General features: G+C 60.5%; 16 protein-coding genes. 12 read left to right on the forward strand and 4 right to left on the reverse strand.

Features of this window, described 5'->3' with window-relative positions:
- Positions 1-49 precede the first annotated feature (49 nt).
- From ACIOMO_RS21750 to ACIOMO_RS21760, 3 genes are all read right to left on the reverse strand, one after another.
- Positions 50-754 carry an SPOR domain-containing protein gene (locus tag ACIOMO_RS21750; protein ID WP_159811618.1) on the reverse strand — a complete coding sequence of 235 codons (705 nt, stop codon included), beginning with the start codon at positions 752-754 and terminating at the stop codon, positions 50-52.
- A 1-nt stretch (position 755) separates the two neighbouring features.
- A complete protein-coding gene (argS, locus tag ACIOMO_RS21755) occupies positions 756-2,492 on the reverse strand; it encodes an arginine--tRNA ligase (protein ID WP_053116641.1) in 1,737 nt (578 codons plus the stop codon).
- Between the two features lie 213 nt (positions 2,493-2,705).
- Positions 2,706-4,925: a primosomal protein N' gene (locus ACIOMO_RS21760; protein WP_401243519.1), complete on the reverse strand. Its 2,220-nt coding sequence runs from the start codon at positions 4,923-4,925 to the stop codon at positions 2,706-2,708.
- A 274-nt stretch (positions 4,926-5,199) separates the two neighbouring features.
- Between ACIOMO_RS21760 and rpmE the strand changes: the two genes are divergently transcribed.
- The 3 genes from rpmE to ACIOMO_RS21775 all read left to right on the forward strand — a co-directional run bounded on the left by rpmE (position 5,200) and on the right by ACIOMO_RS21775 (position 7,694).
- Positions 5,200-5,427, forward strand: coding sequence for a 50S ribosomal protein L31 (gene rpmE / locus ACIOMO_RS21765; RefSeq protein ID WP_053116643.1), 228 nt, complete (start codon positions 5,200-5,202; stop codon positions 5,425-5,427).
- A gap of 14 nt (positions 5,428-5,441) precedes the next feature.
- Positions 5,442-6,242 carry a thermonuclease family protein gene (locus ACIOMO_RS21770; protein ID WP_401243521.1) on the forward strand — a complete coding sequence of 267 codons (801 nt, stop codon included), beginning with the start codon at positions 5,442-5,444 and terminating at the stop codon, positions 6,240-6,242.
- Between the two features lie 183 nt (positions 6,243-6,425).
- Positions 6,426-7,694 carry a malic enzyme-like NAD(P)-binding protein gene (locus ACIOMO_RS21775; protein WP_401243523.1) on the forward strand — a complete coding sequence of 423 codons (1,269 nt, stop codon included), beginning with the start codon at positions 6,426-6,428 and terminating at the stop codon, positions 7,692-7,694.
- A 321-nt stretch (positions 7,695-8,015) separates the two neighbouring features.
- Here ACIOMO_RS21775 and ACIOMO_RS21780 read toward each other — a convergent pair whose 3' ends face one another.
- On the reverse strand, positions 8,016-10,454 hold the full coding sequence (locus tag ACIOMO_RS21780) for a penicillin-binding protein 1A (protein WP_401243536.1): 2,439 nt from the start codon (positions 10,452-10,454) through the stop codon (positions 8,016-8,018).
- 218 nt (positions 10,455-10,672) lie between these two features.
- Between ACIOMO_RS21780 and ACIOMO_RS21785 the strand changes: the two genes are divergently transcribed.
- The 9 genes from ACIOMO_RS21785 to gltB form a co-directional block, all read left to right on the forward strand.
- Entirely contained in the window at positions 10,673-11,737 is a 1,065-nt protein-coding gene (locus ACIOMO_RS21785; protein WP_053116647.1) for a pilus assembly protein PilM, read from the forward strand.
- Complete coding sequence (locus tag ACIOMO_RS21790; protein ID WP_159811623.1) at positions 11,737-12,303, forward strand: PilN domain-containing protein; 567 nt, start codon at positions 11,737-11,739, stop codon at positions 12,301-12,303. Before ACIOMO_RS21785 ends, ACIOMO_RS21790 begins: the two co-directional genes overlap by 1 nt.
- Positions 12,300-12,923 carry a type 4a pilus biogenesis protein PilO gene (gene pilO / locus ACIOMO_RS21795; RefSeq protein WP_212544823.1) on the forward strand — a complete coding sequence of 208 codons (624 nt, stop codon included), beginning with the start codon at positions 12,300-12,302 and terminating at the stop codon, positions 12,921-12,923. Before ACIOMO_RS21790 ends, pilO begins: the two co-directional genes overlap by 4 nt.
- A complete protein-coding gene (locus ACIOMO_RS21800; RefSeq protein ID WP_282358101.1) occupies positions 12,920-13,447 on the forward strand; it encodes a pilus assembly protein PilP in 528 nt (175 codons plus the stop codon). Before pilO ends, ACIOMO_RS21800 begins: the two co-directional genes overlap by 4 nt.
- Before the next feature lie 13 nt (positions 13,448-13,460).
- Positions 13,461-15,533 carry a type IV pilus secretin PilQ gene (gene pilQ / locus ACIOMO_RS21805; RefSeq protein WP_401243526.1) on the forward strand — a complete coding sequence of 691 codons (2,073 nt, stop codon included), beginning with the start codon at positions 13,461-13,463 and terminating at the stop codon, positions 15,531-15,533.
- A 4-nt stretch (positions 15,534-15,537) separates the two neighbouring features.
- Entirely contained in the window at positions 15,538-16,056 is a 519-nt protein-coding gene (gene aroK / locus ACIOMO_RS21810) for a shikimate kinase AroK (protein WP_053116652.1), read from the forward strand.
- A gap of 152 nt (positions 16,057-16,208) precedes the next feature.
- The gene (aroB, locus tag ACIOMO_RS21815; protein ID WP_053116653.1) at positions 16,209-17,309 is read left to right on the forward strand and encodes a 3-dehydroquinate synthase; all 1,101 of its coding nucleotides are present in this window, start codon (positions 16,209-16,211) and stop codon (positions 17,307-17,309) included.
- A 10-nt stretch (positions 17,310-17,319) separates the two neighbouring features.
- Positions 17,320-18,912 carry an AAA family ATPase gene (locus ACIOMO_RS21820; protein WP_401243529.1) on the forward strand — a complete coding sequence of 531 codons (1,593 nt, stop codon included), beginning with the start codon at positions 17,320-17,322 and terminating at the stop codon, positions 18,910-18,912.
- Positions 18,913-19,261: 349 nt separating this feature from the next.
- On the forward strand, positions 19,262-23,424 hold a 4,163-nt coding region (gltB, locus tag ACIOMO_RS21825), incomplete at its 3' end, for a glutamate synthase large subunit (RefSeq protein WP_401243531.1).

The raw sequence follows: 23,424 nt of genomic DNA on the forward strand, positions 1-23,424 counted from the left end.
CTCCTACAGGAGGTTTGCCTCGCCTGTGGGAGCGGTTTTCTACGGAGGGTCAGCGGCTCTGGCGTTGTTGTAACAACAGATTGCTAAAACCGCTGCCCGCCAGTTGTTTCTGCGCTGTGGTCAGTTGTTCGCGGTTGCTGAACGGGCCGACTAGCACGCGGTACCAGGTTTCATCTTTCACCGTGCCCGATTCAACCGCGACCGCCTGGCCGAGCAGGATGATCTGCGCACGCACTTTGTCCGCGTCCGCCTCTTTGCGGAACGAACCGGCCTGGAGGAAGAACTTGGTCACGGGCGCCGCTTTCACCGGTGGTGCCGGTGGCGGGGTGATCCCGGCCAGCGCCGCCTGAGCACGCGCAGTGTCGATTTTCGCCGCTTCCGCCGGGGTCACCGGAGTGGTCGGCACTTGTGGCGTCGGCAGGGTTTTCTCCGGCACGGCGTCGGGCGGCACGATCACTTCCGATTCCGGCAGCAGGGTGTAGAAGTCGTACTTCGGTTTCACAGGCTGGGTCGGGCTCGGCGGGGTCTTGTTGGCCTCGGCGATCTTCGACGCTTTCTGCTGTTGCGCTTGCTCGACTTTCTCACGCTTGACCGTGTCGCTGCCCTTGCCCGGCTCCAGCTTCATCAGAAACACGATGAACGCGCCGACCGTCAGGCCGATGGCCATCCACAGCCAACCCGGAATCGGTTGCTTCGCAGGAGCTTGGTAACGGCTGGCGCCACGCTTGGGTGCAGGTTTTTTCTTGGCAGCCAACTTACATACGCTCCAGAGTTTCCAGACCCAACAGCTCCAGGCCTTGCTTGAGGGTGCGACCGGTCAGCGCGGCCAGACGCAGACGGCTCTGCATCTGGGCCGGCGTTTCGGCGGCGAGGATCGGGCAGTTCTCGTAGAAGCTGGAGAACAGACCGGCAACGTCATACAGATAAGTGCAGAGAATGTGCGGCGTGCCTTTGTCGGACACGTTGTTCAGCACTTCGCCGAACTGCGCCAGTTTCGCCGCCAGCTCGAGTTCGTGCTCGGCTTCGAGAACGATCTGGCCGTCGACTTCGCTGAAGTCCTTGCCTAGCTTGCGGAACACACCGGCGACGCGGGTGTAAGCGTAAAGCAGGTATGGCGCGGTGTTGCCTTCGAAGTTCAGCATCAGGTCGAAGTTGAAGCTGTAGTCGCTGGTGCGGTGCTTCGACAAGTCGGCGTATTTCACCGCGCCGATGCCGACGACTTTGGCGATGTTGCGCAGTTCGTCTTCGGCCAGTGTCGGGTTCTTCTCTTTAACCAGGTTGTAGGCACGTTCCTGCGCTTCGGTCAGGAGGTCGATCAGCTTCACGGTGCCGCCGTCACGGGTCTTGAACGGACGGCCATCGGCGCCGTTCATGGTGCCGAAGCCCATGTGTTCCATCTCCATCGGATGGGTCACAAAACCGGCCTTGCGCGCCACGGCGAACACTTGCTGGAAGTGCAGGGCCTGACGCTGATCGACGAAGTACAGCGCGCGATCGGCTTTCAGTTTGCCGCTGCGATAGCGCACGGCCGCCAGGTCAGTGGTGGCGTACAGGTAACCGCCGTCAGCCTTGACGATGATCACCGGCAGCGGGTCGCCATCGGCATTTTTGAATTCGTCGAGGAACACGCACTGGGCGCCGTTGCTCTCGACCAGCATGCCAGCGGCTTTCAAGTCGTTGACCACGTTGATCAGGTCGTCGTTGTAGGCGCTTTCGCCCATCACGTCGGCCATGGTCAGTTTGACGTTGAGCAGTTCGTAGATCTTCTGGCAGTGCGACAGCGAGATGTCCTTGAACTTCGTCCACAGCGCCAGGCAATCAGCATCGCCGGCCTGCAGCTTGACCACCAGGCCACGGGCGCGGTCGGCGAATTCTTCGGATTCATCGAAACGTTGTTTGGCGGCGCGGTAGAAGTTTTCCAGATCCGACAGCTCGTCGCTGGTGATCGGGTTTTCCTGCAGATACGCCATCAGCATGCCGAACTGGGTGCCCCAGTCGCCGACGTGGTTCTGACGGATCACTTCATCGCCGAGGAATTCGAGGACGCGGGCCACGCCGTCGCCAATGATGGTCGAACGCAAGTGGCCGACGTGCATCTCTTTGGCCAGATTCGGTGCCGACAGGTCGACCACGGTGCGCTGCGCCGGGCCGGCCTTGCGCACGCCAACGTGGGCATCGGCCAGCGCGGCGTCGAGGCGCGAGGCCAAAGCCTGGGTGTTCTGGAAGAAGTTGATGAAGCCCGGGCCAGCGATTTCGGCTTTGGTGACGTTCTCGTCAGCCGGCAGCGCGGCGATGATTTTTTCCGCCAGATCGCGCGGCTTCATGCCCGCAGGCTTGGCCAGCATCATCGCGATGTTGCTGGCGAAATCGCCGTGGGTCTTGTCACGGGCGTTCTCCACCTGAATCGCCGGCGACAGGCCTTCAGGCAACACACCTTCGTTGACGAGTTGGGTGAGGGCTTGTTGGATCAGCTGGCGAATGGTGTCTTTCATGGTCTTCTCTTTCGACCGCAAGCGCGGCGGCGCATCGATGCGCGGGTGGAAAAACTGGGCATTATCCGTTGCGAAGACGGGCTTGCCAACCTTAGCAGGCAGGATGTGGATATGTGGTGACATTAAAAGCAAAAGATCGCAGCCTGCGGCAGCTCCTACACGGGGATCTGGGTTTTCCTGTAGGAGCTGCCGAAGGCTGCGATCTTTAGATCTTCAATACAAATCGACAGGATCGACATCCAAGGACCAACGCACCGCCCGCCCGCTCGGCATCTGCTCCAGCGCCAACAGCCAACTGGTCAGCAACCGATGCAGCGGCGCCCGCGCGTTCGCCTGCAACAACAGCTGCGCACGATAACGCCCGGCCCGTCGCTCCATCGGCGCCGGCACCGGCCCGAGCAGTTCAATCCCGCTCAGATTCTGCTCCGCCAGCAAGCGCTCCGCCTCGCTGCACGCCTCATCGAGAAACCCTTCCGCCTGCCCCGGCTTGTGCGCCTCAGCGCGCAACAGTGCCAAATGCGCAAACGGCGGCAGCCCGGCCGCACGCCGTTCGCTCAAAGCCTGTTCGGCAAAGGCGAAGTAACCCTGCTCGGTGAGTTGCACCAATAAAGGATGGTCGGCCAGATGCGTTTGAATAATCACCTTGCCCGGCTCCTCTGCCCGGCCCGCGCGCCCGGCCACCTGCACAATCAACTGCGCCATGCGCTCGCTGGCGCGGAAGTCGCCGGAGAACAGCCCGCCGTCGGCATCCAGAATCGACACCAGCGTCACCCGTGGAAAGTGGTGACCCTTGGCGAGCATCTGTGTGCCGACCAGAATGCAAGGCTGGCCCTTCTGAATCGTCGCGAACAGCTGATTCATCGCGTCCTTGCGCGAGGTGCTGTCGCGGTCGACGCGCAGCACCGGATAGTCGGGAAACAGAATCGCCAGCCGTTCCTCGGCGCGCTCGGTGCCGGCGCCCACCGGACGCAAGTCGACCTTGTTGCACTTGGGGCACTGGCGCGGCGTGCGCTCGACGTAGCCGCAATGGTGGCAGCGCAACTCGCCATAACGCTGATGCACGGTCATCCGCGCATCGCAACGCGAACACTCGGACATCCAGCCGCAATCGTGGCACAGCAATGTTGGGGCAAACCCGCGACGGTTGAGGAACACCAGCACCTGCTGGCCGTTGGCGAGGGTCTGGCCGATGGCTTGTTGCATCGGCCCGGAAATCCCGCTGTCGAGTGGACGGCTTTTTACATCCAGGCGTAGGAAACGTGGCTGCTTGGCGCCACCGGCACGCTCATTCAGGCGTAGGAGGCCGTAACGTCCGGTGTAGGCGTTGTGCAGACTTTCCAGCGAAGGCGTGGCGGAGCCGAGCACGATCGGGATGTTTTCCTGCCGCGCACGCACCAGCGCCAGATCGCGGGCGTGGTAGCGCAAACCTTCCTGCTGTTTATAAGAACCGTCGTGCTCCTCGTCGATGATGATCAGGCCGGGATTTTTCATCGGCGTGAACAGCGCCGAACGGGTGCCGATAATAATGTCGGCCTCGCCATCACGGGCGGCGAGCCAGGCTTCGAGGCGCTCGCGATCATTGACCGCCGAGTGCAACAGGGCGATGCGCGCGTTGAAACGTTGCTCGAAACGCGCGAGGGTCTGCGGGCCGAGGTTGATCTCCGGGATCAGCACCAGTGCCTGCTTGCCGGCTTCGAGGGTTTCGCGGATCAACTGCAAATAGACTTCGGTCTTGCCGCTGCCGGTGACGCCGGCCAGCAGGAAGGCGTGATAACTGTCGAAACCGGCGCGAATCGCTTCGTACGCGGCGCGTTGCTCGCTGTTCAGCGGCAGCTCCGGTTGCGCCAGCCAATGTTCATGGCGCAAGCCCGGTGCGTGACGGCGGATCTCGACTTGCACCAGACCTTTGGCCAGCAGCAGGTCGAGGCTGTCTTTGCTCAGCATCAGTTTGCTCAGCAACTGATGGGCGACGCCGTGCGGGTGCTGGGCCAATGTGGCGAGCGCTTCACGCTGACGAGGCGCGCGGGCGATACGCGGATCATCAAGGCTGGCACCGGGGGCGGCTGACCAGAAACGTTCCTGACGCGCCTCGGCCAGTTCGCCCTGACGCAACAGCACCGGCAGCGCCCAGCTCAAGGTGTCGCCGAGGCTGTGCTGATAATACTGCGACGTCCACAGGCATAGCTTGAACAGCGCTGGCGGCAGTGGCGGCGTCGTGTCGAGCAGGGCCAGCGCCGGTTTGAGTTTCTCCACCGGCACTTCGCTGGTGTCGGTGACTTCGACCAGAATGCCGATCATTTCGCGTCGACCGAACGGCACGCGCAAACGCATGCCCGGCTGCAATTGCTCGCGCAGCACGCCGGCCGGCGCTCGATAATCGAACAGGCGGCGCAGGGGCGAAGGCAAAGCGAGGCGCAGAATGGCGTCGGGCACGCGGGGGGATCTCTATCAACAGACGATTAAAGGACTGGCTGCATAACCTGTGGGAGCGAGCCTGCTCGCGAGGGCGGAGTGTCAGGCGACAAAAATGCTGGCTGATGGATCGTCTTCGCGAGCAGGCTCGCTCCCACAGGGTCGGGAGCCTAGCAGACGGTCGGTCTCGGTGACAGCTTGCGTGATTTAAAAGGTCTGGTAGAATCCGCGGCCTAATTACGTGCGGTATTCAACAATAGTGTTGGATGGCGGCACGCAGCCTGAGGAAGACATCATGAAAGCTGATATTCATCCAACATACGAAGTCACCGCAGTTACCTGCAGCTGTGGCAACAAGTTCGAAACTCGTTCGAACCTGGCCAAGCCTCTGGCGATCGACGTTTGCAACGAATGCCACCCGTTCTACACCGGTAAGCAAAAGACTCTGGACACTGGCGGCCGCGTTCAGCGCTTCGCAGACCGTTTCGGTGCTTTCGGCAAGAAGCCTGCTGCTGCAGAGTAAAGTTGAAAGGCCCGATGGGCTTTTCCTCATTGCTGAAAAAGGCGTCCCTTGTGGGCGCCTTTTTTGTGTCTGCGATTTGGCTGTCCGCCGCGCAGGCGTTCTGCCCCACGCCCGTAGGGCTGAGCCGCGTCACGGTGCAACGCGTGGTCGATGGCGACACCGTGCGCCTGAGCGACGGGCGCAGTGTGCGGATGATCGGCCTCAACACATCTGAGCTGGGCAAGCAGGGCCGCAGTGACGAGCCGTTCGCGGTGGCGGCGCGCAAACGTCTGGAATCATTAGTGGCCGACAGCAATGGACAGCTCGGTTTGCGCCTCGGCAAGCAGACGAAAGATCACTACGGCCGCACGCTCGCGCACCTCTACAGCGCCAGCGGCGCCAATCTTGAAGCGCAGATGCTCGCCGATGGCCTCGGCTTTCAGGTCGCGGTCGCGCCGAATATCGATTTGGTTACGTGTCAGCAAGCCGCCGAGCGCACTGCGCGACAGGCTGGCCGGGGTCTCTGGCGGCAGTCGCCGGTGCTGAAAGCGGCGCAGATCCAGCGTTCCGGTTTCGCCGTGGTCAGTGGCCGTGTGAGCAAGGTTCAGCGCAATCGTGGCGGAACCTGGATCGAGTTGCAGGGTGCGCTTGTATTGCGCGTTGCACCCAATCTGGTCGGACAATTCGACAATGCCCGATTGCAGGCGTTGAAGGGCAGGCAGATCGAGGTGCGCGGCTGGATTGTCGATCGATCACGGCGCGGCGGCTTGAAACAAGATCAGCCACGTTGGCTACTTCCGCTGACAGATCCTGCAATGTTGCAAAGCGCTCGCTGAAATAAAATTGTAGACATTTTTTCTGTCGATTGTGAACAGTCCAGCCCTTGTGCGCCGTGGCTCTTGGCCCAAAGTCTTAGGGCAGGGCGCTTGACAGGGGTGACCGCTCAGTCTTGTGGGGACTTTGCGAGGCGCGTATCCTCGCTGACCAGTCTGTCCAACAGTAAAAAGCGGAATGCCAAAATGACTCATCTGAAAACTGCCGCTCTCGAATATCATGCCAATCCTCGTCCAGGGAAGCTGAGTGTCGAGCTCACCAAGGCCACTGCTACCGCTCGCGACTTGTCGCTCGCCTACAGCCCCGGCGTAGCTGAACCAGTGCGTGAGATCGCTCGCGATCCTGAACTGGCCTACAAATACACCGGCAAGGGCAACCTGGTTGCAGTCATTTCCGATGGCACCGCGATTCTCGGCCTGGGTAACCTCGGCCCATTGGCGTCCAAGCCAGTGATGGAAGGTAAAGGCGTACTGTTCAAGCGCTTCGCCGGCATCGACGTTTTCGACATCGAAGTCGACTCCGAAAGCCCGCAAGCCTTCATCGACACCGTAAAACGCATCTCCATCACTTTCGGTGGCATCAACCTGGAAGACATCAAGGCACCAGAGTGCTTTGAGATCGAACGTGCTCTGATCGAGCAGTGCGACATTCCGGTATTCCACGATGACCAGCACGGTACCGCGATCGTGACCGCTGCCGGCATGATCAACGCCCTGGAAATCGCAGGCAAAACCCTGGCTGATGCCAAGATCGTTTGCCTGGGCGCCGGCGCTGCCGCCATCTCCTGCATGAAGTTGCTGGTGAGCATGGGCGCTCGCATCGAAAACATCTTCATGGTTGACCGTACCGGCGTGATCCACTCCGGCCGTGACGACCTGAACCAGTACAAAGCGGTATTCGCTCACGCCACCGAGAAGCGCAGCCTGGCTGACGCTCTGCAAGGCGCTGACGTGTTCGTCGGTCTGTCCGGCCCGAACCTGCTGAGCCCTGAAGGCCTGCTGTCGATGGCGGCCAACCCGATCGTGTTCGCGTGCTCGAACCCGGATCCGGAAATCTCCCCGGAACTGGCACACGCCACCCGTAACGACGTGATCATGGCCACCGGCCGTTCGGACTACCCGAACCAGGTCAACAACGTACTGGGCTTCCCGTTCATCTTCCGTGGTGCCCTGGACGTTCGCGCCAAGCGCATCAACGAAGAAATGAAAGTGGCTGCCGCCAACGCCCTGCGTGAACTGGCCAAACTGCCTGTTCCACAGGACGTGTGCGATGCCTACGGCGGTGCTCCGCTGGAATTCGGTCGTGAGTACATCATTCCGAAGCCAATGGACAAGCGCCTGATCACCCTGATCTCCGACGCTGTGGCCAAGGCTGCTATCGAGACTGGTGTGGCGACCCTGCCGTATCCGAAGAACTACCCGCTGAAAAGCGTGGATGACGTGTTCAACGGCTAAGCCGTTGTAACGCTTCAACCAAAAGCCCTGGCTCGTGAGAGTCGGGGCTTTTTATTGTCTGGAGATCAAGGGCTCCCTCACCCTAGCCCTCTCCCGGAGGGAGAGGGGACTGACCGTGGAAGACTCACGAGATACACCGACCTGAAAGTGAGTTAGCGCCTATGGATTCAACACAGCACGTTCAGGTGGGCATCACTCACCAGCATTCCCCAATCAGTCCCCTCTCCCTCTGGGAGAGGGCTAGGGTGAGGGGCTCTTGATCTTCAGGCAATAAAAAGCCCCGCACTTCAACCGAAGGCGGGGCTTTTCAATGCCGCTGGATCAGAACAAGTCGATCGGCGCCTGTTCATCCGCCGGCAGCGGGCTGCCTGGTACAGCGCCGTTACCCAGCTCATTCACCGATGGCGGGGTATCCTCAGCCTTGAACAGCTCGAAGTACGCCCCCGGCGTGCTCGGCGTCGCCGCACGGCCACTCACCGGATCCACACGCAGGCTCAACAAACCTTCCGGCTCAGGCTGCACGTGCGGTGGCTTGTCCTTCAGCGCCGCCGACATGTAATTCATCCAGATTGGCAGCGCCACCGTGCCACCGAACTCGCGACGACCAAGGCTTTCCGGTTGGTCGAAACCGGTCCAGACCGTGGTCACGTAATCGGCGTTGTAACCGGAGAACCAGGCATCCTTCGATTCGTTGGTGGTACCGGTTTTGCCGGCGATGTCGCTGCGGCCCATGGCCAGTGCGCGACGACCGGTGCCGAGCTTGATCACGTCCTGCAACATGCTGTTGAGGATGTAAGTGGTGCGGCCATCAACGATGCGCTCGGCGACGGCAGGCGTTTGCGGTGCCGCCGCAGTGCCCGGTGCTTCACCCGGCGTAGCGTTGACCGTGATCGCGTCAGTGTGCGGCGCGGCAATGCCGTCCGTTGCCGCAGCGCCCTGCGGCACGGTCGGCGGGTTGGCGACGAACAGCGTGTCGCCGTTACGGCTTTCGATCTTGTCGATCACATATGGCGTGATCTTGTAGCCACCGTTGGCGAACGTGCTCCAGCCGGTCGCGATCTCCATTGGCGTCAGCGTTGCGGTACCCAGTGCCAGCGAAAGGTTCGGCGGCAGATCCTGTTTGTTGAAGCCGAAGCGGCTGATGTAGTCGATGGTCTTGCTCACGCCCATCGCTTGCAGCAAACGGATCGACACCAGGTTGCGCGATTTGTACAAACCTTCACGCAAGCGGATCGGGCCGAGGAAGGTATTGGTGTCGTTCTTCGGACGCCAGACCTTGTCCAGGTACTCGTCGACAAACACGATCGGCGCGTCGTTGACCAGCGTCGCGGCGGTGTAGCCGCTGTCCAGCGCGGCGCTATAAACGAATGGCTTGAAGCTCGAACCCGGCTGACGCTTGGCCTGCATGGCGCGGTTGTAGTTGCTCTGCTCGAAAGCGAAACCACCGACCAGCGAACGGATTGCGCCGTTCTGCGGGTCCAGCGAGACCAGCGCGCCTTGCGCCTGCGGGATCTGGCTGAATTTCAGCGAATTGTCTTTCTGACGCTGCACACGAACCAGATCGCCAACCTGCGCAACATCCGACGGCTGACGCGGATTCGGGCCCATGCTGTTGGTATTGAGGAACGGGCGCGCCCATTTCATGGTGTCCCAGGCCACGTGTTCTTCACCGGTGCGGGTCAGCACTTGCAGGCCGTTCTTGTCGACTTGCGTGACGATCGCCGGTTCGAGGCTGCTGATGGTGCGTTGTTTGGTCAGCTCGCTGGCCCAGGCTTCGCGGGTCTTGCCCGGCAGGCGCGACTCGGGGCCACGGTAGCCGTGACGCTGGTCGTAGGTCATCAAACCTTCGTGCAGCGCAGTGTTGGCCATTTCCTGCAGATTGCTCGGTACCGTGGTAGTGACGCGGAAACCTTCGGTATAGGCGTCGCTGCCATAACGGCCGACCATTTCGGCACGGGCCATTTCGGCGATGTACGGTGCGTTCACTTCCGGGGTCGGCACGTGATAACTGGCGTTCAGCGGTTCGTTGATCGCAGCGGTGTAATCCGCTTCGGTGATCTTGCCGAGCTTGTACATGCGCCCGAGGATCCAGTCGCGGCGTTCTTTACTGCGCGTCGGGTTGGCCAGCGGATTGAAGCGCGACGGGGCTTTCGGCAGGCCGGCGATCATCGCCATCTGCGCCAGGCTGATGTCGCGGATCGACTTGCCGTAATACACCTGCGCCGCCGCCTCGATGCCGTAGGCGCGGTTACCCAGATAGATCTTGTTCACGTACAGCTCAAGGATTTCGTCCTTGGTCAGCTGTCGCTCGATCTGCAGGGCCAGGAGGATTTCAGTGGTTTTGCGCGAGAAGCTGCGTTCGCTGGTCAGGAAGAAGTTCTTCGCCACCTGCATGGTGATGGTGCTGCCGCCGGACTGAATGTGGCCGCTTTTGACCAATTGCGTCGCGGCGCGCATCAGGCTGCTCGGATCGACGCCGTAGTGATTGGCGAAGTTGTCGTCTTCAGCACTTAGTAACGCATTAATGAAATTGGGCGGAATGTCGGCGAAACGGATCGGAGTCCGGCGCATTTCGCCAAATTCTGCGATCAACTTGTTATCGCTGCTGTAGACCCGCAATGGAATCTGCAACTGAATGCTTCTCAGGGCCTCCACAGAAGGCAAACCCGGACTAAGGTAAAGATAGGCGCCGCTGAGACCTAAAAGCAGTCCGCAGAAAACGGCGACGATGGACCAACCGAAAAATTTCAGCAGACGAATCAAGGCGTTTGGACATCCAGGGCAAAGAATGAATTTGGCGACGGGGTTCCGGCTACACACAGAACGCCCGCGCAGGCAGTAAAAAGCGGAAAAAATCGCTGGGCATTATAAGCACTTTTCCGCCGGAGGCGTCATTGGCGCGTCTGTCAAGGTGGGGTCAGGGAACGCAATGCGTATTACAGAGTCCGTAACTCACGGAAAGTCATAGGGAATTGGTAGTGCTAGGACTCTTCAATAAAAAGACCAATACGTTACTGGGGATCGACATCAGCTCCACCTCGGTAAAACTGCTGGAGCTGAGCCGTCAGGGCGATCGCTACCGGGTCGAGGCGTACGCGGTAGAGCCATTGCCGGCGAATGCCGTGGTCGAAAAAAACATCGCCGAACTCGAAGGCGTGGGCCAAGCCCTCAGCCGGGTCTTGGTCAAGGCGCGCACCGGGCTCAAGAGCGTGGCGGTGGCGGTGGCCGGATCAGCGGTGATCACTAAAGTCATCGAAATGGACGCCGGACTTTCCGACGACGAACTGGAAAACCAGCTCAAAATCGAAGCCGACCAATACATTCCCTATCCCTTGGATGAAGTCGCCATCGATTTCGAAGTCCAGGGCGTTTCGCCGCGCAATCCAGAACGGGTCAACGTGTTGCTGGCCGCCTGTCGCAAGGAAAACGTCGAAGTCCGCGAAGCGGCGCTGGCCCTCGCCGGGCTCACCGCGCGGGTGGTGGACGTCGAAGCCTATGCGCTGGAGCGCTCGTTTGGCCTGCTATCCACGCAACTCGCCGCCTCGCAAGAGCGCCTCACCGTGGCAGTGGTCGACATCGGCGCGACCATGACCACCCTCAGCGTTTTGCACAACGGCAAAATCATTTATACCCGCGAGCAACTGTTCGGCGGGCGTCAGCTGACTGAGGAAATCCAGCGCCGTTACGGCCTGACCGTCGAACAGGCGGGGCTGGCGAAAAAGCAGGGCGGCTTGCCCGACGACTATGTCAGCGAAGTCCTGCAACCGTTTCGCGAAGCGCTGGTGCAGCAGGTCTCGCGCTCGCTGCAGTTCTTCTTCGCCTCCGGGCAGTACAACGCCGTCGATCACATTCTGCTGGCCGGCGGCACGGCGTCGGTGCCGGGGCTCGATCGCCTGATCGAACAGCGCTTGAATACGCCGACGCAAGTGGCCAATCCGTTTTCCGATATGTCCCTGAGCAGCAAGGTCAACGCTGGCGCCCTGGCCAGTGATGCGCCGGCCCTGATGATTGCCTGCGGGCTCGCGCTCAGGAGTTTCGACTGATGGCGCGGATCAACCTTTTACCGTGGCGCGAGGAGCGCCGTGAAGAGCGGCGCAAACGCTTCCTGCTGGCGCTGACCGGCGTCATCGTCGGTTCGGTGGGCGCGGTGTTCATCGCCGATCAGGTGATCAGCGCGGCGATCGATCGACAAGTGGCGCGCAACGATTACATCGGCAAACAAATTGCCGTGGTCGACGAACGGATCAAACAGATCAGTGAACTCAAGGCCCATCGCCAGCAACTGGTCGAACGCATGCGCATCATCCAGGACTTGCAGGGCAACCGGCAGGTCAGCGGGCGGATCTTTGATCAACTGGCGCGGACGCTGCCCGACGGCGTGTATTTCACCCAAGTGAAAATGCTCGGCAAAACCCTGTCGATCAGTGGCGCGGCGGAGTCGAACAACCGTGTCTCCGAGTTGATGCGCAATCTTGACGCCTCCGACTGGTTCGATGCGCCGAGCCTCAATGAAGTCAAAGCCACCTCCGCCGATCAGGTGGAACAGGCCAACGTTTTCCAGTTGACCGTTCGTCAGACGCAGCCGAAGACGGCGGAGGACGAGCCATGAAGCCGTCCGAATGGCTGGAGAGCCTGCGCAACATCGACTTCAACGATCTCGACACCAGCAACATTGGTTCATGGCCGGCAGCGGTAAAAGCCATGGCCGGCGCATTGCTGATGATTCTGGTGCTCGCGCTGGGCTACAACTTTTTCATCAGCGACATGCAAGACCAACTCGAACTCAAGCGCGAAGAAGAAGCCACGCTCAAGGAGCAGTTCGCCAGCAAGGCGCATGTCTCGGCCAATCTCGAGCTGTACACCCAACAGATGAAGGAGATGGAAAACTCCTTCGGCGTGCTGTTGCGGCAGTTGCCCAGCGACACCGAAGTGCCGGGCCTGCTTGAAGACATCACCCGCACCGGCCTGGGCAGTGGTCTGGAATTTGAAGAGATCAAATTGCTGCCGGAGGTCACCCAGCAGTTCTACATCGAACTGCCGATCCAGATCACCGTAACTGGCGCCTATCACGATCTCGCGACTTTCGTCAGCGGCGTCGCCGGGTTGCCGCGCATCGTCACCCTGCATGATTTCGAACTGGCGCCAGCCAATCCCGAAGGCGGGACAAAGCTGCGCATGAACATCCTCGCCAAGACGTACCGCTATAACGACAAGGGGCTGCAAAAATGAGCCCGCCACGCTATTTGGCCCTGTCGATGGCACTGCTCGCGCTCAATGGTTGTGGTGGCGGCAATGACTTCAGCGACCTTGATGCCTACATGAATGAAGTGCGGCTGCGCCCGCCGGGCAAAATTGAACCAACCCCGACATTCCGGTCTTACCCCACATTCACTTACAGCGCCGCCAACCTGCGCAGCCCGTTCTCGCGTCAGGTGCGCATCGATCTGGCCGGGCAAAAACAGGGTTCGCGCAACGTCAAACCCGACCCCAATCGGGTCAAGCAATACCTCGAAGGTTTCAACATCGAGCAGTTTGAAATGGTCGGCACCATCTCCAATGCCGGCGGCTCTTTCGCGCTGTTGCGCGGAGCCGGCGGCGTGCACCGGATGAAGGTCGGCGACTACCTGGGGCGCAATGACGGACGCATCGTCTCGATCAGCGCGACCCAGGTCGATGTGGTCGAGATCGTTCCCGATGGCGAAGGGGCCTGGCTGGAACGTCCGCGCACCATTCCTTTGAAAGAGCACTCATAGTGGAAGTCGAACAATGAACAGGATTTTCTCCACCCTCGGTTTTTCGCTATGGATAGCGTTGTTGTCACCGATGGTTATTGCGGCCAATCTGAAGACGCTGGACGTGGCGGCCTTGCCGGGTGATCGCGTCGAGCTGAAGCTGTCGTTCGACGGCCCGCCCCCACAGCCCAAGGGCTATACCACTGAGTCGCCGGCGCGGATTGCTCTGGACTTGCCCGGGGTTGCCAGCCAGTTGGCCAGCAAGAATCTCGATCTAGGCAGCGGTAATGCGCGCACGGCGACGGTGGTTGAGGCCAAGGATCGCACGCGACTGATCGTCAGCCTGACGCAACTGGCGCCGTATGACACGCGGGTCGAGGGCAATAATTTGTTCGTGGTGGTGGGGCAAGGTGTCCCGGCCGCAGCACCGCGTCCCGTTGCCGCGCCGCGCATTACGCCTGTTGCTGTACCGATAAAACCTTATGTCGCAAAAACCAAAGCCATTCGCGGCGTCGACTTTCAACGTGGTACGGCGGGCGAAGGCAATGTGGTCATCGATCTGTCCGACCCGACCATCGCCCCGGATATTCAGGAGCATGACGGCAAAATCATCCTCAGCTTCGCCCGCACGCAACTGCCGGAAAAGCTGCGCGTACGCCTCGACGTCAAGGATTTCGCCACCCCGGTGCAGTTCGTCAATTCCAGCGTCAGCGGCGATCGCGCGATCATCACCGTCGAGCCCGGCGGCACTTACGACTATTCAACTTTCCAGACCGACAACAAACTGACCGTCAGCGTCCGGCCGATGACCGTCGACGACCTGCAAAATCGCAATGCTGATCGCCAGGCGTACGTCGGTGAAAAGCTCTCGCTGAATTTCCAGGACATCGACGTGCGCTCGGTGCTGCAACTGATTGCCGATTTCACCAACCTCAATCTGGTCGCCAGTGACACGGTGCAGGGCGGCATTACCTTGCGCCTGCAAAACGTGCCTTGGGATCAGGCGCTGGATCTGGTGCTGAAAACCAAAGGGCTGGATAAACGCAAAATCGGCAACGTTCTGCTGGTCGCGCCCGCCGATGAAATCGCCGCCCGGGAACGCCAGGAACTGGAGTCGCAGAAGCAGATCGCCGAACTGGCGCCGCTGCGTCGTGAGTTGCTGCAAGTGAATTACGCCAAGGCAGCAGACATCGCCAAGCTGTTCCAGTCGGTGACCAGCGCCGAGGCGAAAATCGATGAGCGCGGTTCGATCACCGTCGATGAGCGCACCAACAACATCATTGCCTACCAGACCCAGGATCGCCTCGACGAGCTGCGACGGATCGTGGCGCAACTGGATATTCCGGTGCGTCAGGTGATGATCGAAGCCCGAATCGTTGAGGCCAACGTCGATTACGACAAAAGCCTCGGCGTGCGCTGGGGCGGTTCAATCCAGAACAAGGGCAACTGGAACGCCTCCGGGGTTAACGGTTCATCGACCACCATCGGCACGCCGGGCAGCACCAGCACCAACTCGCCGTTCGTCGATATGGGCACGGTCGGCAACACCTCTGGGATTGGCATCGCCTTTATTACTGACAACGTCTTGCTCGATCTCGAACTGACGGCGATGGAAAAGACCGGCAACGGTGAAATCGTTTCGCAACCAAAGGTTGTTACTTCCGACAAGGAAACCGCGAAGATCCTCAAGGGCACCGAGATTCCGTATCAGGAAGCCAGCTCCAGCGGCGCGACTTCGGTGTCGTTCAAAGAGGCGTCTTTGTCGCTGGAAGTGACGCCGCAGATCACCCCGGATAACCGCATCATCATGGAGGTCAAGGTCACCAAGGATGAGCCGGACTACCTGAACAAAGTGCAGGATGTGCCGCCGATCAAGAAAAACGAGGTCAACGCCAAGGTGCTGGTCAATGACGGCGAAACCATCGTGATTGGTGGTGTTTTCTCAAATACTCAAAGCAAGGTCGTAGATAAGGTGCCATTTCTTGGCGATGTGCCGTATCTTGGCCGCCTTTTCCGGCGTGATGTGGTTTCGGAGAAAAAATCCGAGCTGCTGGTATTTCTCACTCCGCGTATCATGAATAACCAGGCGATTGCTGTGAGTCGTTGATTCTGTGCGAAATTTGATTCTTGTAGGACCGATGGGCGCTGGTAAAAGCACCATCGGCCGGTTGCTGGCCAAAGAGCTGCGCCTGCCGTTCAAAGATTCCGACAAGGAAATTGAACTGCGCACGGGCGCCAATATCCCGTGGATCTTCGATAAGGAAGGCGAGCCCGGCTTTCGTGACCGTGAGCAGGCGATGATCGCCGAGCTGTGCGAGTTCGATGGTGTGGTGCTGGCGACCGGCGGCGGCGCGGTGATGCGTGATGCCAATCGCAAGGCTCTGCATGAGGGCGGGCGCGTGGTCTATTTGCACGCCTCCGTTGAACAGCAGGTCGGCCGCACCTCGCGCGATCGCAATCGGCCGTTGCTGCGCACCGCCAATCCCGAGAAAACCCTGCGCGATTTGCTGGCGATCCGTGATCCGCTGTATCGGGAAATCGCCGATCTGGTGGTGGAAACCGACGAACGGCCGCCGCGCATGGTAGTGCTCGACATTCTCGAGCGTCTGGCGCAGCTTCCTCCCCGTTAAAGCATCGCTCGAAATGCGCTATCCTCGGCGTCCTGTCACAACCCGTCGCGGTTGTGGCGGCTGGCGGGCGAGCGGCGTCATACCCGCTATAGGCCGCAGATAACCAATAATTCAGGGCAGGATGCCTGCTTCCATCTTCACTGTGGGGACACATGCAGACACTCAAGGTCGATCTAGGCGAGCGCAGCTACCCGATTCATATTGGCGAAGGTTTGTTGGATCAGCCCGAGTTGCTGGCGCCGCATATCCATGGGCGGCAGGTGGCAATCATCTCCAACGAGACCGTTGCGCCGCTCTATCTCGAACGTCTGACCCGCAGCCTCGCGCAGTTCTCGGTGATCTCCGTGGTGCTGCCGGACGGCGAAGCCTTCAAGAACTGGGAAACCCTGCAACTGATCTTCGACGGTCTGCTGACCGCGCGTCATGACCGCCGCACCACCGTGATCGCCCTCGGCGGCGGTGTGATCGGCGACATGGCCGGTTTCGCCGCCGCCTGCTATCAGCGCGGCGTCGACTTCATTCAGATCCCGACGACGTTGCTGTCCCAGGTCGATTCGTCGGTGGGCGGCAAAACCGGTATCAACCATCCGCTGGGCAAGAACATGGTCGGCGCGTTCTATCAGCCGAACGTGGTGCTGATCGATACCGCCTCGCTGAAAACCCTGCCCGAGCGTGAACTGTCCGCCGGTCTGGCAGAGGTCATCAAGTACGGTCTGATCTGCGACGAGCCGTTCCTCGGCTGGCTCGAAGACAACGTCGACGCCCTGCGTGCGCTGGATCAAAAAGCCCTGACTTACGCCATCGAGCGCTCCTGTGCGGCCAAGGCTGCGGTGGTCGGCGCCGACGAGAAAGAAACCGGCGTGCGCGCCACCCTCAATCTCGGCCACACCTTCGGTCACGCCATCGAGACCCACATGGGCTATGGTGTCTGGTTGCATGGTGAGGCCGTCGCGGCTGGCACGGTGATGGCGCTGGAAATGTCCGCGCGTCTGGGCTGGATCAGCGAAGCGGAACGTGATCGCGGCATTCGTCTGTTCCAGCGCGCCGGTCTGCCGGTGGTGCCGCCGACAGAAATGACTGAAGCCGATTTTCTTGAACACATGGCAATCGACAAAAAAGTGATCGACGGTCGTCTGCGCCTGGTGCTGCTGCGCCGGATGGGCGAAGCGGTAGTGACCGCCGATTATCCGAAAGAGGTTCTACAGGCCACGCTGGGAGCGGATTACCGCGCCCTGGCTCAGCTTAAAGGTTGAAAAGATTCCAATGACTAGTTTGCATGCCGACGAGGCGTTCCTCGGCCATTTCCAGTTAAGCCACGACCCCTTCGCGCCACGAGTGCCGGGTTTTAAATTCTTCCCGGCCCAGCGCAAACCGGTGCTGGGTCAGTTGCATCATCTGGCGCGTTACAGCCAGCTGCTGCTGGTCGTCACTGGCCCGCAAGGCAGCGGCAAGACCTTGCTGCGTCAGGCACTGGTCGCCAGCACCAACAAACAATCGGTGCAGAGCGTGGTGGTTTCCGCCCGTGGCGCCGGTGATGCGGCCGGTGTGCTGCGTCAGGTTGCCCAGGCGCTGAACGTCGCTCAGGCCGAAGTGGGCGCGATTCTGGATCAGGTGGTGCAACTCGCGCTGACCGGTCAGGAAGTCTATCTGCTGGTGGATGACGCCGAGCAGCTCGACGAATCCGCCGTCGAAGCGCTGATGGCGCTGGGTGCCGGCGCACCGGAAGGTCGCCCGCACGTATTCCTGTTTGGTGAGTCGTCGCTGATCGCGCAACTCGAGGCTTTGCACCTTGAGGAAGAGCGTTTCCACGTCATCGAACTGCAGCCGTACACCGAAGAAGAGACCCGCGAGTATCTCGACCAACGGCTCGAAGGTGCAGGCCGTGGTGTCGAACTTTTCACCGCGGATCAGATCTCTGATATTCACGAAAGCGCCGAGGGTTGGCCGGGCAACATCAACCAGGTCGCTCGCGATGCACTGATCGAAGTCATGATTGCCAGCCGCTCTGCGGTCAAGCGTCCAAGTATGGGGTTCAACATGCCGAAGAAACACGTATTGGCGATTTCTGCCGTCGTTGTGGTTGCGGTCGCCGCCGCCTGGCTGATGCCGGGTCGCAACAAGACACCAACTACCGGCGCTCCTGCCAATGAACAGGCGCAGTTGCCTTTGGGTCAGGGCGGGGCGAACGGGGCTAATCCATCCGTAGAATTCGCCGGCAACACCCAACCGATGCCGCTGCCGCTGGTCGGCAACTCGCAACCGGTCATGCGTGGCCCGTTGGCTGAAGCGGCCGGTGGCATCACCGAAGGCGACGACGGCGTGCCGGTCGAAGGCTCCAGCGCCACACCGCCGACCGTCACCACTTCCGCACCTCCGGCAGGCGTTCCGGCTGGCCCTGCGCCAACACCGGCTCCAGCCCCGGCCGCGAAGCCGACGCCAGCGCCAACCCAAATTGCTACCGCCAAGCCTGCTCCGGCAGCGCCTGCAGCGAAACCGGCTCCAGCGCCGGCCAAGCCAGCCGCTGCTGCCAAGCCTGCCGAGAAGCCGGTTACCGTGGCCAAAGCCGCCGGTGGCAGCTGGTACGCCGGTCAGCCGACCGGTAACTACGTGGTGCAGATCCTCGGCACCAGCTCGGAAACTGCCGCGCAAAACTTCGTCAAGGAGCAGGGCGGCGAGTACCGTTATTTCAAGAAAGTCCTCAATGGCAAGCCGCTTTACGTGATCACTTATGGCAACTTCGCCAATCGTGATGCGGCCGTTTCTGCCATCAAGGCCTTGCCAGCGAAGGTTCAGGCTGGTAAACCTTGGCCTCGCACTGTCGCCAGCGTCCAACAAGAACTGGCAACAACTCGCTGAAGATTCGGCGGCCTTACCCAGGCCGCCTCTCCAAGCACCTCAAAATTTCTGCAAGTGCGCGCTTCCTTCCAGGTCGCGTGCCTTGTGGTGTCTGCGTCATAGTAGTCTTTGAGTCGTTGCAGTCAGAATTAAAAAAGTTTTGACTAGCACAGCAGATCGCTTTAAACCTTTCACAAATGCGACATGAATTTGCGACATTTCGTCGTCAAATTTGTGAGCCTCTGTGTCGCTGTGTACAATGACCACCCTTTTGCCCCCGCCAAGCCGACGTACGTTCGGCGCGGATCGCAAGTGGTTGAATTGAAAAGAAATTTGCCTCGACAAGAGGCAGCCTGGTGAGAAAGTGTCTATGAAAGCAGGTCTGTACCAACCAGATGAATTCAAGGATAACTGCGGTTTCGGCCTGATAGCCCATATGCAGGGCGAGCCCAGTCATACCCTTTTGCAAACGGCCATTGAGGCCCAGACCTGCATGACCCACCGCGGTGGGATTAATGCCGACGGCAAGACCGGTGACGGTTGCGGTCTGCTGATTCAGAAGCCTGACGCGTTCCTGCGAGCCATTGCCCAAGAAACCTTCAGCGTCGAGCTGCCCAAGCAATATGCGGTGGGCATGGTCTTCTTCAACCAGGATCCGGCCAAGGCCGAAGCCGCTCGCGAAAACATGAACCGCGAGATCCTCGCTGAAGGCCTGCAGTTGATCGGCTGGCGCAAAGTGCCCATCGACACTAGCGTCCTCGGCCGCCTGGCCCTTGAGCGCCTGCCGCAAATTGAGCAGGTGTACATCGGCGGCGAAGGCCTGAGCGATCAGGACATGGCCGTGAAGCTGTTCAGTGCGCGTCGTCGTTCGTCGGTGTCCAACGCCGTCGACTCCGACCACTACATCTGCAGCTTTTCGCACAAAACCATCATCTATAAAGGCCTGATGATGCCGGCCGATCTGGCCGCGTTTTATCCAGACCTGAGTGACGAGCGCCTGCAAACCGCGATCTGCGTGTTCCACCAGCGCTTCTCCACCAACACCCTGCCGAAATGGCCGCTGGCTCAGCCATTCCGCTTCCTCGCCCACAACGGCGAGATCAACACCATCACCGGTAACCGCAACTGGGCGCAGGCCCGTCGCACCAAGTTCACCAACGATCTGATGGATCTGGAAGAACTCGGCCCGCTGGTTAACCGTGTCGGTTCCGACTCTTCCAGCATGGACAACATGCTCGAACTGATGGTCACCGGTGGCATCGACCTGTTCCGTGGCGTGCGAATGATTATTCCGCCGGCGTGGCAGAACGTTGAAACCATGGATCCGGATCTGCGTGCGTTCTACGAGTACAACTCGATGCACATGGAGCCGTGGGACGGCCCGGCCGGCGTGGTAATGACCGACGGTCGTTACGCGGTGTGCCTGCTCGACCGTAACGGTCTGCGCCCGGCGCGTTGGGTCACCACTACCAACGGTTTCATCACCCTCGCGTCGGAAATCGGCGTGTGGGACTACAAGCCGGAAGACGTGATTGCCAAAGGTCGTGTCGGCCCTGGCCAGATCTTCGCCGTGGACACCGAAACCGGGCAGATCCTCGACACCGACGCGATCGATAACCGTCTGAAGTCCCGTCATCCGTACAAGCAATGGCTGCGCAAGAACGCTCTGCGCATCCAGGCGACCATGGAAGACAACGATCACGGTTCGGCGTTTTACGACGTCGATCAGCTCAAGCAATACATGAAGATGTATCAGGTCACGTTCGAAGAGCGCGATCAGGTCCTGCGTCCGCTCGGCGAGCAAGGCTACGAAGCCGTGGGCTCGATGGGCGACGACACGCCGATGGCCGTGCTGTCGCAGCGCGTGCGCACGCCGTACGACTATTTCCGTCAGCAGTTCGCGCAGGTCACCAACCCGCCGATCGACCCGCTGCGTGAAGCGATCGTGATGTCGCTGGAAATCTGCCTCGGTGCCGAGCGCAACATTTTCCAGGAGTCGCCGGAACACGCCTCGCGCGTGATCCTCAGCTCGCCAGTGATCTCGCCGGCCAAGTGGCGCTCGTTGATGAACCTCGACCGTCCGGGTTTCGAACGGGCGATCATCGACCTCAACTACGACGAAAGCGTTGGCCTCGAAGCGGCGATCCGCAACGTTGCCGATCAGGCTGAAGAAGCCGTGCGCGCCGGTCGTACCCAGATCGTCCTGAGCGACCGCCATATCGCCCCGGGCAAGCTGCCGATCCACGCTTCGCTGGCGACCGGTGCCGTGCACCACCGCCTGACCGAAAAAGGCCTGCGTTGCGATTCGAACATCCTCGTTGAAACCGCGACCGCCCGTGACCCGCATCACTTTGCGGTGCTGATCGGTTTCGGCGCCTCGGCGGTCTATCCGTTCCTCGCGTACGAAGTGCTGGGCGACCTGATCCGTACCGGTGAAGTGCTGGGCGACCTCTATGAGGTGTTCAAGAACTACCGCAAAGGCATCACCAAAGGTCTGCTGAAGATCCTCTCGAAGATGGGTATCTCGACCATCGCCTCCTACCGCGGAGCACAATTGTTCGAAGCGATCGGCCTGTCCGAAGAAGTTTGCGACCTGAGCTTCCGTGGCGTGCCGAGCCGCATTAAGGGTGCGCGTTTCGTCGACATCGAAGCCGAGCAGAAAGCACTCGCTACTGAAGCCTGGAGTCCGCGCAAGCCGATCCAGCAGGGCGGTCTGCTGAAGTTCGTCCACGGTGGCGAATATCACGCCTACAACCCGGACGTGGTCAACACTCTGCAAGCCGCTGTGCAGCAGGGCGACTACGCCAAGTTCAAGGAATACACCTCGCTGGTGGACAACCGTCCGGTGTCGATGATTCGCGACCTGTTCAAGGTCAAGACTCTCGACAAGCCGCTGGACATCAGTGAAATCGAACCGCTGGAATCGGTGCTCAAGCGCTTCGACTCCGCCGGTATCTCGCTGGGCGCCTTGTCGCCGGAAGCTCACGAAGCCTTGGCCGAAGCCATGAACCGCCTCGGTGCGCGTTCCAACTCCGGCGAAGGTGGTGAAGATCCGGCGCGTTACGGCACCATCAAGAGCTCGAAAATCAAGCAGGTTGCGACTGGCCGCTTCGGGGTGACCCCCGAATACCTGGTCAACGCTGAAGTACTGCAGATCAAGGTCGCGCAAGGCGCCAAGCCGGGCGAGGGCGGGCAACTGCCGGGCGGCAAGGTCAACGGTCTGATCGCCAAGCTGCGTTATGCAGTGCCGGGCGTAACCCTGATTTCGCCGCCGCCGCACCACGACATCTACTCGATCGAAGACTTGTCGCAGCTGATTTTCGACCTTAAACAGGTCAACCCGAAGGCACTGGTTTCGGTCAAATTGGTAGCGGAAGCAGGCGTCGGCACCATCGCCGCCGGTGTGGCCAAGGCCTATGCGGACTTGATCACCATCTCCGGCTACGACGGCGGCACCGGTGCTTCGCCGCTGACCTCGATCAAATACGCCGGCGCACCGTGGGAACTCGGCCTCGCCGAAACCCACCAGACTCTGCGCGGCAACGACCTGCGCGGCAAAGTCCGGGTGCAGACCGACGGTGGCCTGAAAACCGGCCTCGACGTGATCAAGGCTGCAATCCTCGGCGCTGAAAGCTTCGGCTTCGGTACTGCGCCAATGATCGCGCTGGGCTGCAAATACCTGCGTATCTGCCACCTGAACAACTGCGCCACCGGCGTTGCGACTCAGAACGAGAAGCTACGCAAGGATCACTACATCGGCACCGTCGACATGGTGGTGAATTTCTTCACCTACGTCGCCGAAGAAACCCGTGAGTGGCTGGCCAAGCTCGGCGTGCGCTCCCTCGAAGAGCTGATCGGTCGTACCGATCTGCTGGAAATCCTCGAAGGCCAGACCGCCAAGCAAAACCACCTCGATCTGACGCCGCTGTTGGGCAGCGATCACATCCCGGCAGACAAACCTCAGTTCTGCGGCGTTGAGCGCAACCCGCCGTTCGACAAAGGCTTGCTGGCCGAGAAAATGGTCGAGATGGCCTCGTCGGCGATCAACGACATGAGCGGCGCCGAGTTCGAACTGGATATCTGCAACTGCGACCGTTCGATCGGCGCGCGGATCTCCGGCGAAATCGCCCGCAAGCACGGCAACCAGGGCATGGCGAAAGCGCCGATCACCTTCCGCTTCAAAGGCACTGCCGGTCAGAGCTTCGGTGTGTGGAACGCCGGCGGTCTGAACATGTACCTCGAAGGCGATGCCAACGACTACGTCGGCAAAGGCATGACCGGTGGCAAACTGACCATCGTGCCGCCGAAGGGCAGCGTTTATAAGACTCAGGACAGCGCCATCATCGGCAACACCTGCCTGTACGGCGCGACGGGCGGCAAGCTGTTCGCCGCCGGCACCGCAGGCGAGCGTTTCGCCGTGCGTAACTCCGGTGCCCATACGGTTGTGGAAGGCACTGGCGATCACTGCTGTGAGTACATGACCGGTGGTTTTGTCTGCGTTCTGGGCAAGACCGGTTACAATGTAACCGGTCT

The organism is Pseudomonas sp. NPDC087804 (assembly GCF_044742965.1).
Taxonomy (GTDB): Bacteria; Pseudomonadota; Gammaproteobacteria; order Pseudomonadales; family Pseudomonadaceae; genus Aquipseudomonas; species Aquipseudomonas rustica.

Excerpts from the sequence above, each read along its gene's own strand:
- argS (WP_053116641.1), bottom strand. The coding sequence starts at position 2,492 with ATGAAAGACACCATTCGCCAGCTGATCCAACAAGCCCTCACCCAACTC.
- rpmE (WP_053116643.1), top strand. The coding sequence starts at position 5,200 with ATGAAAGCTGATATTCATCCAACATACGAAGTCACCGCAGTTACCTGC.
- ACIOMO_RS21770 (WP_401243521.1), top strand. The coding sequence starts at position 5,442 with ATGGGCTTTTCCTCATTGCTGAAAAAGGCGTCCCTTGTGGGCGCCTTT.
- ACIOMO_RS21775 (WP_401243523.1), top strand. The coding sequence starts at position 6,426 with ATGACTCATCTGAAAACTGCCGCTCTCGAATATCATGCCAATCCTCGT.
- ACIOMO_RS21790 (WP_159811623.1), top strand. The coding sequence starts at position 11,737 with ATGGCGCGGATCAACCTTTTACCGTGGCGCGAGGAGCGCCGTGAAGAG.
- pilO (WP_212544823.1), top strand. The coding sequence starts at position 12,300 with ATGAAGCCGTCCGAATGGCTGGAGAGCCTGCGCAACATCGACTTCAAC.
- ACIOMO_RS21800 (WP_282358101.1), top strand. The coding sequence starts at position 12,920 with ATGAGCCCGCCACGCTATTTGGCCCTGTCGATGGCACTGCTCGCGCTC.
- pilQ (WP_401243526.1), top strand. The coding sequence starts at position 13,461 with ATGAACAGGATTTTCTCCACCCTCGGTTTTTCGCTATGGATAGCGTTG.
- aroB (WP_053116653.1), top strand. The coding sequence starts at position 16,209 with ATGCAGACACTCAAGGTCGATCTAGGCGAGCGCAGCTACCCGATTCAT.
- ACIOMO_RS21820 (WP_401243529.1), top strand. The coding sequence starts at position 17,320 with ATGACTAGTTTGCATGCCGACGAGGCGTTCCTCGGCCATTTCCAGTTA.